Origin of the sequence: Corynebacterium otitidis ATCC 51513 (assembly GCF_000296405.1) — a bacterium.
Lineage (GTDB): Bacteria > Actinomycetota > Actinomycetes > Mycobacteriales > Mycobacteriaceae > Corynebacterium > Corynebacterium otitidis.
The window spans coordinates 415,781-426,942 of the sequence record NZ_JH815194.1 but is presented as its reverse complement, the minus strand read 5'-3'; the positions used below and the strand labels follow the sequence as shown (position 1 = coordinate 426,942).

At 72.1% G+C, this 11,162-nt stretch carries 11 protein-coding genes; 7 read left to right on the top strand and 4 right to left on the bottom strand.

Features of this window, described 5'->3' with window-relative positions; genetic code table 11:
- Positions 1–450: amidase family protein (locus HMPREF9719_RS07285; protein WP_004601351.1), on the bottom strand; the 450-nt coding region annotated here is incomplete at its 3' end.
- A gap of 38 nt (positions 451–488) precedes the next feature.
- Here HMPREF9719_RS07285 and pheA point away from each other — a divergent pair.
- Positions 489–1,445: a prephenate dehydratase gene (gene pheA, locus HMPREF9719_RS07280; RefSeq protein WP_004601969.1), complete on the top strand. Its 957-nt coding sequence runs from the start codon at positions 489–491 to the stop codon at positions 1,443–1,445.
- A 28-nt stretch (positions 1,446–1,473) separates the two neighbouring features.
- On the opposite strand, the gene HMPREF9719_RS07275 is transcribed toward pheA, so the two are convergent.
- The 3 genes from HMPREF9719_RS07275 to HMPREF9719_RS07265 form a co-directional block, all read right to left on the bottom strand.
- Complete coding sequence (locus HMPREF9719_RS07275) at positions 1,474–1,821, bottom strand: metallopeptidase family protein (RefSeq protein ID WP_004601349.1); 348 nt, start codon at positions 1,819–1,821, stop codon at positions 1,474–1,476.
- A 35-nt stretch (positions 1,822–1,856) separates the two neighbouring features.
- The gene (locus HMPREF9719_RS07270; RefSeq protein WP_004601348.1) at positions 1,857–2,861 is read right to left on the bottom strand and encodes a septum formation family protein; all 1,005 of its coding nucleotides are present in this window, start codon (positions 2,859–2,861) and stop codon (positions 1,857–1,859) included.
- A 126-nt stretch (positions 2,862–2,987) separates the two neighbouring features.
- Positions 2,988–3,743 carry a GntR family transcriptional regulator gene (locus HMPREF9719_RS07265; protein WP_004601347.1) on the bottom strand — a complete coding sequence of 252 codons (756 nt, stop codon included), beginning with the start codon at positions 3,741–3,743 and terminating at the stop codon, positions 2,988–2,990.
- Between the two features lie 106 nt (positions 3,744–3,849).
- Between HMPREF9719_RS07265 and serS the strand changes: the two genes are divergently transcribed.
- From serS to HMPREF9719_RS07235, 6 genes are all read left to right on the top strand, one after another.
- Positions 3,850–5,109: a serine--tRNA ligase gene (gene serS / locus HMPREF9719_RS07260; protein WP_038075982.1), complete on the top strand. Its 1,260-nt coding sequence runs from the start codon at positions 3,850–3,852 to the stop codon at positions 5,107–5,109.
- Between the two features lie 30 nt (positions 5,110–5,139).
- A complete protein-coding gene (locus HMPREF9719_RS07255; RefSeq protein ID WP_004601345.1) occupies positions 5,140–7,008 on the top strand; it encodes a 1-acyl-sn-glycerol-3-phosphate acyltransferase in 1,869 nt (622 codons plus the stop codon).
- A gap of 10 nt (positions 7,009–7,018) precedes the next feature.
- Complete coding sequence (gene glpK, locus HMPREF9719_RS07250) at positions 7,019–8,548, top strand: glycerol kinase GlpK (protein ID WP_004601344.1); 1,530 nt, start codon at positions 7,019–7,021, stop codon at positions 8,546–8,548.
- 8 nt (positions 8,549–8,556) lie between these two features.
- Positions 8,557–9,384, top strand: coding sequence for a Cof-type HAD-IIB family hydrolase (locus tag HMPREF9719_RS07245; RefSeq protein ID WP_004601343.1), 828 nt, complete (start codon positions 8,557–8,559; stop codon positions 9,382–9,384).
- 151 nt (positions 9,385–9,535) lie between these two features.
- Complete coding sequence (locus HMPREF9719_RS07240; protein ID WP_004601342.1) at positions 9,536–10,234, top strand: DUF1868 domain-containing protein; 699 nt, start codon at positions 9,536–9,538, stop codon at positions 10,232–10,234.
- Between the two features lie 292 nt (positions 10,235–10,526).
- A complete protein-coding gene (locus HMPREF9719_RS07235) occupies positions 10,527–11,159 on the top strand; it encodes an HAD family hydrolase (RefSeq protein WP_004601341.1) in 633 nt (210 codons plus the stop codon).
- Positions 11,160–11,162 lie beyond the last annotated feature (3 nt).

Sequence of the window (11,162 nt, the reverse complement as noted above, 5' to 3'; positions counted from 1 at the left end):
GCCGTGCGCGGCGCGCACCAGCCCGCGCGCGATGGCGACGGCCGCCCCGCCCGAGGAGCCGCCCGGCGTGCGGCCGGGCAGGACCGGGTTGTCCGGGGCGGGCATGCCCACCGGCTCGCAGTAGGAGCTCAAGCCCAGCTCCGAGGCGGCCGTGCTGCCCGGGACGATGGCCCCGGCCCGCTCGAGGAGGCGGATCGGCTCGGCCGTGCGCTCCGGGTAGATGAGGCGCGCCGCGTTGCCGTAGGTGAGCGGCAGCCCCGCGACCGGGGTGAGGTCCTTGGCGGGCACGAGCCACCCAAAAAGCCTGCCGCGGCGCCTGGGCGGGAGCCGGTCGAGCTCGTCGGCCCGGCGGCGGGCGCGGTCGAGGTCGACGTGCGCGAAGCCGTGCCCCGCGGGGCCCAGCCCCGCCAGCTTCCCGGCGAGGCGCTCGACGTCGGCTCTCGTGCTCATCCCCGGTCATCCTAGGCGCGGTGGGTAGCATGACGGCCATGACGCATCGGGTGGGCTACCTCGGGCCGGCGGGCACCTTCAGCGAGGAGGCGGTGTGGCGGCTCGCGCGTCGCGCCGGCGCCGGCGGGGTCGAGGCGGTGCCGCTCGACTCGCCGGGCGCTGTCGTCGCCGCGGTGCACGCCGGGGACGTGGACTTCGGCTGCCTGCCGGTGGAGAACTCCGTCAACGGGGCGGTGACGTCGACGTTCGACGCGCTCGCGCCGAGCGGCGGGTGGCGCGCGCAGATCCTCGCGGAGGTCGACCTGCCCATCGCGTTCGCGATCATGACCGACGGCCGGCCCCTTCCCGAGGTGGATAGCATCGCCACCCACCCGGTGGGCCGCGAGCAGATCGCCGGCTGGCTCGAGCGCGAGCTGCCCCGCGCGGACTACGTGCCGGCGGCCTCCAACGCGGCGGCCGCGAGGCTCGTCGCCGAGGGGTCCGTGCACGCCGCGGCCGCCCCGGAGCGCGCCGCCGAGCTCTTCGGCCTCGAGGTCGTGGCCCGCGGCGTGGCCGACCGCAGGGACGCGCGCACGAGGTTCGTGGCCATCGGCCCGCCCGCCCGGCCCCCGCGGCCCAGCGGCGCGGACCGCACCGCGGTGACGTTCCGCCTCGCCCACGAGCCGGGCAGCCTGTGGCGCGCGCTCGGCGAGTTCGCGGGGCGCGGCGTCGACCTGCTGCGTATCGAGTCGCGCCCGACCAAGGAGCGGATGGGCACCTACCGCTTCCACGTCGACCTGTCCGGCCACATCGACGAGGAGCGCCTCGGCGACGCGCTCGTCGCGCTCTACCCGCACACCGAGTCGCTGCACTTCCTCGGCTCGTGGCCGCGCGTCGAGGAGCCCCCGGCCGACAGAATCGCCGCGGGGGCGCCGGAGGATGGCGGCCGGCCCGCCGGGCGGCAGCGCGCCGGCGAGGCCGCTGAGTGGCTCGCCGCGGCGCGCGCCGGGCGCTAGGCGCGGGGGCAGCCCGCGGCGGGGCGGGCTAGCCCCAGCCGAGCTCGTGGAGCTCGTCGTCGTCGATCCCGAAGAAGTGCGCGGCCTCGTGGAAGACGGTGACGTGCACCTCGTGGGCGAGCTCCTCCTCGTCGCGGCAGAAGCGCTCGAGGGCGCCCTTGTAGATGACGATCGTGTCGGGCAGGTACCCGGTGTGGTCGAAGGTCCGCTCGGGCAGCGCGACGCCGTTGTACACCCCGAGGGTCTCGGGGTTGTCTTCGTCGAACTGTTCGACGAGGATGACGACTTCGGTGAGGCGGCGGGCGAAGCGCTCGGGGATCGCGTCGAGCGCGTCGTTGACGAGCTCGTCGAAGCGCTCGTCGGAGACTTTCACCATCGCGGGTTTCCTTAATTAAGGGTCGGCGCCGCCGGCTAGGCGTCCTGCTCGTCGCGGTCCGGGGCGGGCAGCCGCTCCGGCGGGTCGGGCTCCTCGCCGTCGATGGTGAGGCCCTCGTCGCGGGCGCCGCCGGCGATGGTGGAGAAGCCGCCCTCCTCGCGGCCGGCGGCGAGCCAGCAGTTCACGCTGTGGGAGCCGCCCTCGATGGAGGACTCGGGAAGCGTGCCCCACAGCGGCTGCAGGGTGGTGCGGTAGAGCGCCTCCTCCCCGCCGAGGTAGTCGAACGCCGCGTCGGTGCAGCGCTCCTTGAGGGCCTCGTCCTGCGCCTCGACGGAGGGCACGTCCTCGTCGAGGAGCTCGTGGAGGTCGATGAGCTCGGTGGCCTCGAGGTGGTGGTCCTCGGCGCAGTCGACCGGCCGGGCGCCGCGCTTCTCGGTGACGAACAGGCAGGTCTCGGGCTCGACGACGCGGGCCTGGTCCTGGCCTGCGACGGCGCCGCTGAAGAGGATGGCGTTGCCCTCCCCGTCGGTCTCCTGCAGGCCGCACACGACGGTGCGGTCGCCGGCCTCCCAGAACTCGGTGGGCGGCAGGATCGCCGAGACGCTGAACCGGCCCTGCGGGTCAAAGGTCCCGTCGAGGTAGTCGACGGTGGCGTCGGTGCAGAGCTCCTCGGCGATCTCGGCCTGCTCGGCGGCGTCGGGGCGGGTCGCGTCCTTCGCGAGCGCCTCGTGGTCCTTCGCGGCGTTGTAGTCGACGTGGGAGACCTCGAAGCGGTGCTGCTCGGAGCAGTCGACCTCGTCGAAGTCGCTCACCGCCCCGGAGCCCGAGACCTCCCAGGTGAGGCAGGCGCCCGGGTCGACGGCGATGAAGGCGTTCGCGGGGATGCTCGACGCCGGTGCCCCGGAGGTGTCGATGACCTCGCCGCCCTCGTCGCCGAAGCCGTCGGCGACGGCGTGGTAGGTAAACAGGGCCGCCACCCCGGCGAGCGCGCCGATCAGCCCGGTGCGCACCGACGTCGCGGATCGCCACGAGATCGCCACGGTCCCCGCCTCCTTCTAACCACCTTCACCGCGCGGCGCCCGGCCGCGGCTGAAAAACTAGGCGGCCGGGGATCTTGTCGATCCTCCAACCTAGCGCACCGGGCTGGGGAGATGGGAACAACTCGCCTAGCGGGCGCGCGAGACCCGCGACTGCATCCGGTAGCGGTCGGTCCGATAGAGCGACACGCAGTGCTCGACGCGCCGCCCGCCGGCCTGCGACTGGCGGGTCACCTCGAGCAGCGGGGAGCCGACCTCGACGTCGAGGAGGCGGGCGGCCTCGGGCTCGGCGGCGACGGCCTTGATCGTCTGGATCGCCTCGGTGATCGGCATGCCGTAGTGCTCGGCGAGGATCCCGTAGACCGACTGGGTGACGTCGAAGTCGAGGAGGTCGGGCACGAAGCGGTCGTTGTACCACGCGTCGTCGATGACGTACGGGCTGCCGTCGCCGCGCCTGAGCCTCGTGAGGTGGAGGTGGTGGACCTCGGTGTCGGTGCCGAACCAGTCGGAGACCTCGTGCGGCGGGCGGTGGCGCTTCGCGGTGAGCACGTCGGAGGTCGCCTCGACGTCGAGGGCGTCCATCTCGTCGGAGAACGACGCGAGGTTGATGCGGGAGACGAGCGGGTTCGCCGCGACGAAGGTGCCCTTGCCGCGCACCCGCTGCAGCCTGCCCGCCGCCACGAGGTCGCCGATCGCGCGGCGCACCGTCACCCGCGAGACCCCGTAGGCCCGCTCCAGCGAGCGCTCGCTGGGCAGCAGGTCCCCCGGTTTGAGGGAGGTCTCGCACAGCTCGTCGAGGAGCTCGCGGAGCTGGGCGTGCTTCGGTCGGGTGCCGTCGACGATGTGGTGGGCGGGCAGCTCGATGCCGGTGGCGGGGTCCTCCATGCCCACCCATCCTAGCCTGCTGGTCACTACCAGCGGGCGCGGGTGGCGTCCGGGCCACGTGGCCGGCTCCGCGCGCCGGGGCTCGGGGCCGCTAAAGTGGGACAACGTGATCGATCTCAAGTTTCTGCGCGACAATCCCCAGACCGTGAAAGACTCGCAGGTCGCCCGCGGCGAGGACCCCTCGCTCGTCGACGAGCTGCTCGCCGCGGACGAGCGGCGCCGCGAGGCGATCCAGCGGGCGGACGGCCTGCGCTCCCGCCAGAAGCAGCTGGGCAAGGCGATCGGTCAGGCCTCCCCCGAGGAGCGCGAGGCGCTCCTCGCCGAGGCCAACGAGCTTAAAGACAGCCTCAAGGCCGCCGGCGCCGCCGAGACCGAGGCCGAGGAGGCCGTGAACGCGGCCCAGCACCGGCTCTCCAACGTCGTCGAGGGCGCGCCCGCCGGCGGCGAGGAGGACTTCGTCGTCCTCGAGCACCACGGCGAGCCCACCGCCTTCAACTTCGAGCCGAAGGACCACCTCGACCTCGGCGAGTCGCTCGGCATCATCGACGTCAAGCGCGGCACGAAGGTCTCCGGGGCGCGCTTCTACTACCTCAAGGGCGACGGCGCGCTCCTCCAGCTGGGGATGCTCACGCTCGCGGCGCGCAAGGCCACCGAGAACGGCTTCACCGTGATGATCCCGCCGGTGCTCGTGCGCCCCGAGGTCATGAGCGGCACCGGCTTCTTGGGCGAGCACTCCGACGAGATCTACTACCTCGAGCGCGACGACCTCTACCTCGTCGGCACCTCTGAGGTGGCGCTCGCGGGCTACCACGCCGACGAGATCATCGACCTCTCCAACGGCCCGGTGCGCTACGCGGGCTGGTCGTCGTGCTTCCGCCGCGAGGCCGGGTCCTACGGCAAGGACACCCGCGGGATCCTTAGGGTCCACCAGTTCGACAAGCTCGAGATGTTCGTCTACTGCCGTCCCGAGGAGGCCGCCGAGCAGCACCAGAAGCTCCTCGACCTAGAGCGCGAGATGCTCGCCGCCGTCGAGGTGCCCTACCGGGTCATCGACGTCGCCGGCGGGGATCTGGGTGCCTCCGCGGCCCGCAAGTTCGACACCGAGGCGTGGGTGCCCACCCAGGGCACCTACCGGGAGCTGACCTCCACGTCGAACTGCACGACCTTCCAGGCGCGCCGGCTCAAGACCCGCTACCGCGACGAGTCCGGCAAGCCGCAGGTCGCTGCGACTCTCAACGGGACGCTCGCGACGACCCGCTGGCTCGTCGCGATCCTCGAGAACAACCAGCGCGCCGACGGCTCCGTCGTCGTGCCCGAGGCGCTGCGCCCCTTCGTCGGCAAGGAGATCCTCGAGCCCGTTCAGTAGAATCCCAGCCAACCGTTAGACTATTTCGCGATGAAATGGGACCGGCTGTACCGCGGCATCGTGCACACCGCCTACGGGCTCACCAAGCTCCAGGGCCTCAAGATGCACGTCTCCGGCGCCGAGCACATCCCGTCGAGCGGCGGCGGGGTGGTGGTCATCAACCACACCGGCTACCTTGACTTCCTCTTTGGCGCCTACATCCCCCGCGAGCGGGGCCGGCTCGTGCGCTACATGGCCAAGGAGCCGATCTTCCGCGCGCCGGTCGCGGGCCGCCTCATGGTGGCGATGAACCACATCCCCGTCGACCGCATCAACGGGCAGGCCTCCCTCGACAAGGCCGTGGAGCTCGCCTCCGCGGGCGAGCTCGTCGGGATCTTTCCCGAGGCGACGATCTCCCGCAGCTTCGAGATCAAGGACTTCAAGCAGGGCGCGGTGCGCATCGCGCAGGCCGCGGGCGTGCCGCTCATCCCCACGGTGATCTTCGGCTCCCAGCGGATCTGGACGAAGGGCCAGCCGAAAAACCTCGGCCGCTCCAAGACGCCGGTCTACATCGACGTGCTGCCCCCGTGGCGACCCGACCCGGACGCCCCGTCCGAGGAGGAGACCGAAAAGCTGCGCGGCGTCATGCGCGACGGCCTCGAGGCGCTGTGGCGCCGCTACCGGGAGGACTACGGCGACTTCCCCGAGGGCGAGGCGTGGGTGCCCGCCCGCTTCGGCGGCGACGCCCCCACCCTCGCGGCGACCCGCGTCGAGGACGACGCCGTCCAGGGCGAGCGGCGCCGGGTGCGCCGCCTCACCGGCGAGGTCGGCGAGCTCGACCGGCAGGTCAAGGACTTAAACGACAGCCTCGCGATGGGCGTCTACGACGGCGACGACCCCCGCCCCGAGGGAACCCCGGACGACGAGGACGAGCGCCCGGGCGAACCGGGCCTCGCCGAGTGGGTGCGCGGCACCGTCGAGGAGCTCGTCGCCGAGGGCGCCAAGGAGGCCAAGGAGGGCCGCGACAAGGCCGCCGCCGCCCTCGAGGAGCTGCGCTGCAGCGTCGGGGAGCTCTCCGCGAACCTCGCGGAGGCCGGCCGCGCCCGCTACCAGGGCTCCAGGCTCGAGTCGACGCTCACCGGGCTCGCCGGGCGGGCCCGCCACATCATCGACAAGCTCCCGCAGCGCGCCGGCGGGCGGCTCAACGCCCCGCCGGCCGCGGTCGTCTGCGACCTCGAGGGCGCACTCTTGCAGACCTCCGGGGAGCCCGCCGAGGAGGACCTCGAGGCGCTGACCGACTACGCGTCGGCCGGCGGGGCGATCGTCGTGAGCAGCGAGTACGGCACCGAGGAGATCCGGCGCGCCACCGAGCGGCTGCCGAAGGACACCGTCGAGGTCGCCTACAGCGGCGCCGTCATCAGCCGCGGCGGCGAGCCTATGCGCGTGAGCGCGCTCGGGGAGGAGACCCGCGCCGCGATCGCCGAGGCGGCGCAGCGCGCCGGGGCGGGCGCGGTCGAGTGGCGCACCACGTGGCGCGGCGACGACGTCGTCGCCGCGGTCGTCGCCCGGCCCGGCCGCGACGCCGACATCGTCGCCGGGACCCTTGCCGGGGAGCTCGGCGAGCGCGCGCTCGTGCGCGCCACCTCGCCCGCCCGGATCCTCATCGTCTCCCCCGAGGCGGGCGGCGACGCGGGGCTCGGCTGGCTCTTCGAGCGCCTCGGCGTCGACCCGGGCGAGGCCGCCGCGTTCGGCGACTCCGCCGCGGACCTCGCGATCCTCGGCGCCGTCGGCCACCCCGTGGCGATGGCGAACGCCAGCAAGGCCGCCCTCGAGGCGAGCTCGTATACCACGGGCGACCACGACTCCGCCGGCGTCGCCGAGTTCCTCGCCCCGCTCCTCGACGACGCGAAGGAGGGGTGAGCGCCTCCCCGTGAGTAACCACAGCTACGTCGTCGCCGTCGACCAGGGCACGACCTCCACCCGCTGCGTCGTCGTCGACGAGGACGGCGCGGTCGTCTCCAGCGGGCAGCTCGAGCACCGCCAGATCCTCCCCGCCGCGGGCTGGGTCGAGCACGACCCCCTGGAGATCTGGCAGAACACCCGCCGCGCAATCGCCGACGCGCTCGCCGAGGCGGACATCGCCCGCGGCCAGATCAGCGCGTTCGGGCTCGCCAACCAGCGGGAGACGACCGTCGTGTGGGACCGCTACACCGGCCGGCCCGTGGGCAACGCCATCGTTTGGCAGGACACCCGCACCGAGCAGATCTGCGAGGCGCTTGCGGGCGAGGCCGGCCCGGGCCGCTGGCGGGAGAAGACCGGGCTGCTCATCAACTCGTACTCCTCGGGGCCGAAGCTGCGCTGGATCTTGGATAACGTGCCCGAGGCCCAGGAGCGCGCCGAGCGCGGCGAGCTCCTCTTCGGCACGATCGACAGCTGGCTCGTGTGGAACCTCACCGGCGGGGCGCGCGGCGACCACGGCCGGCCCGCCCTCCACGTCACCGACGTCACCAACGCCTCGCGCACCCTGATGATGAACGTGCGCACCCTCGACTGGGACGACGAGATTTTGGGCGAGCTGGGTATCCCGCGGCGCATGCTGCCCGAGATCCGCCCCTCGGTCGGGGAGTTCGGCCGGCTGCGCGGCCGCGACGTGCTCGGCGGGGTGCCCATCGGAGCGGTGCTCGGCGACCAGCAGTCCGCGATGATCGGCCAGGGCTGCCTCGGCGAGGGCGACGCGAAAAACACCTACGGCACCGGGCTGTTCCTCCTGCAAAACACGGGCACCACCCCTACGTGGAGCCGGCACGGCCTGATCACCACCGTGTGCTACCAGGTCGCCGGCGAGAAGCCCGTCTACGCGCTCGAGGGCTCGGTGTCCATGGGCGGCGCGCTCGTCCAGTGGCTCCGCGACAACCTCGGCATCCTCTCCTCCGCCGCCGAATCCGAGTCGCTCGCGCGCGGCGCCGCCGACAACGGCGGGGTCTACATCGTGCCCGCGTTCAGCGGGCTCTTCGCGCCCCGCTGGCGGCCCGACGCCCGCGGCGTCATCGTCGGGCTCACCGGCTACGCCGACAAGCACCACCTCGCCCGCGCCGTGCTCGAGGCGACCGCCTACCAGACCAAGGAGGTCGTCGACGCGATGTGCGCCGACTCCGGTGTGCCCATCGGCCAGCTGCGCGCCGACGGCGGCATGACCGACAACGACCTGCTCATGCAGTTCCAGGCCGACCTGCTCGGCATCCCCGTCGTGCGGCCCGCAGACAACGGCACCACCGTGCTCGGCGCGGCCTACGCCGCGGGCTTCGCCGTGGGATACTGGCCGAGCCTCACCGCGCCGCGCGACGGCGAGCCCACCACCTGGCACCCCGCGATGCCCAGCGCCGAGGCCGAGCGCCTCTTCGCCGACTGGAACCGCGCGGTCGAGCGCTCGTACGCCTGGCAGCCGACGGCAGGAGGATAAGGCGGATCGTGACTGCCCCCAGACTCGTCATCAGCGACATCGACGGCACCCTCTTAAACCCCGCCGAGCGGGTCGCGCCCCGCACCGCCGCCGCGATCGGGCGGCTCGCGGAGCGCGGCGTCATCGTCACGCTCGCGACGGGCCGACCCCACCGCTGGCTCCAGCCCGTCGTCGAGCAGCTGCCGATCAGGCCCCGCTGCGTCGCCGCGAACGGCGCCGTTATCGTCGACACCGAGGCAGGCGAGATCGTCGAGACCCACCTCCTCGAGCCCGCGACCATGTCCGAGGTCGTCGAGCGCGCCCGCGGGGCGCTCGCGCGCGCCGGGCTGCCGGGCTTGAGCATCGCCGTGGAGCTGCCCGGCGAGTACTCCTCGGACCAGGAGGAGACCTTCCACATCGGGCCCGGCTACCTGCACGCCTGGCAGGCCGCCGGCTACGTCGAGCGCGGCGAGGCGGAGCTGCTCTCCGCGCCGGCGGTGAAGCTGCTGCTGCGCAACGAGCACCTCCAGGCGCAGGAGTTCTACAACGCGGTGCGCGACGCCGTGCCCGCGAGGCTCGCGCACCTGACGTTCTCCATGCGCGAGGGGCTCCTCGAGGTCATGAGGCCCGGGGTGAACAAGCAACTCGGCGCGATGGCGCTCGCGCGGCATTACGACGTCGACGCCGCAGACGTTGCGTGCTTCGGGGACATGCCCAACGACCGGGAGATGATCGCCTGGGCCGGCTGGGGCGTGGCGATGGGCAACGCCCACCCCGAGCTCAAGGCAATCGCCAACGAGGTGACCGGCACGAACGCCGAGGACGGCGTCGCCGCCGTCCTCGAGCGCTGGGTTTAGCCGAAGGCCGGCATGGGAACCGGCGGCGGCCCTCGCCGGCGGGGCGCGGGGCCCGCGGCGCTACGCTGGAATCCGGACGAGACGGCCGGCCCGGCTTGTGAGCCGCGGCGCGCCGCGAGGACGACCGCAACGGATTGGACCCGAAACCACGATGAGCGTCGAGACGCTGACCGGCCGCGCGCCGATCGAGAACAAGGGCACCCGACAGAAGTGGGACGTCGACGGGGTCGCCCGCCGGTTCCGCGGCACGACGGTGGTCTCCCACGTCGTGCCCGAGAGCCCCATGTGGCTGGCGCAGCGCAGGATCTACCGGGACCTCATCGAGCGCGGCGTGAGCCGGGACTACGGGATGTTGCCGCCCTCGAGCTTCCACATGACCGTGATCGAGGGGCTCAAGACCAGGGACCTCGGCGACCGGTGGCCGGCGTGGCTCGACGACGCGGAGGACTTCCCCGACGCGGTGTGGCAGATGGTCGGGCGGCTGCGCGAGGCGCGCATCCCCAAGCCCGCGGCCCTCAACCTCGAGGTCACCGGCCTGGAGGACCTGCGCAACTACGTGAAGCTCGAGCTCGAGCCCTCCGACGAGGAGACGCTTAAGGAGCTCACCGCCTTTAGGGAGGCCGTCGCCGAGACCCTGGAGATCGACTTCCCCGGGCTCGACACCTACCGCTTCCACTCGAGCATGGCCTACCGGGTCACCCAGGCCGGCGACGACGCCGCGCTCATCGACGAGCTCCACGAGACCTACCTCGGCTGGGTCAAGGAGGTGGGGCGTATCGACCTCGAGGACCCGGCGTTTTGCATCTTCGACGACATGCTCGCCTTCGCGCCGCTGTACCGGTTCCGCTAGGCCAATAGCTGCAGCGAAACATATTTATTCTGTGTCCAACACTTCTTTTAGATTATAAATAGCCGCAGGTCACACGGCGGGAGGGGTGCGGCCACGGGGCCGAACCCGCCCGCGGGCGCACAACGTTAAATCCTTGTAACAAAATAGTTACGTTCCGGGCCAAGTTAGCGAAAAATAAAATTTGTCTGCGAAAATGGCTAGCTTGAGATCGGGAACCGGTTCACGTCGGCTTGGTTAGCTTCCCGGCGTGCACGTCGAAGGTGACTAGCGTTGAGAGGAGGCTCTTCCGACCGTGTGTGTGGTGTTCGATATCGGCGGCGTCCTGGTTCCCCAGGGTGATCGCATGGACCGGCTAAGCGGCCGCGCCGCCGAGCTCATCCCCGGTCTCGACCGGGACGCGTTCGTTTCGGCGTTCTGGGAGGTCCGGGACCCCTACGACCTCGGGCAGAGCGATGCCGAGTACTGGGCCCGGGTGTTCGACAAGGCCGGGCTCGCCGAGTTCCCGGACGACGAGGTCGTCGAGGAGCTCGCGGAGCTCGACGGGAACGTCAACGGCTCGGCCAGTGAGGAGGCCGCCGAGATCCTTGCGGGTCTCGGGCGGCGCGGCGTGCACCTCGGCCTGCTGAGCAACGCGCCTTACCGGATGGCCGACGCGGTGGAGCGCTCCTCGTGGGCGGCGCCGGTGACGACGGCGGTGTTCTCCGCGAGGGAGGGGCTCGCTAAGCCTGACGAGCGCATCTACGAGCTCGCGCACGCACGCCTGGAGGAGGACGCGAAGCGGGAGATCCCCCGCGGAGACGTGCTGTTTTTCGATGACCGAGAGGTCAACGTGGCCGCCGCCCGCAGCTTCGGCTGGGTGGCGCACCAGTTTAAGAATTACCCGGCGCTCAACGCCGTGCTCGACGAGCACCTCGGCGACCGGTAACGG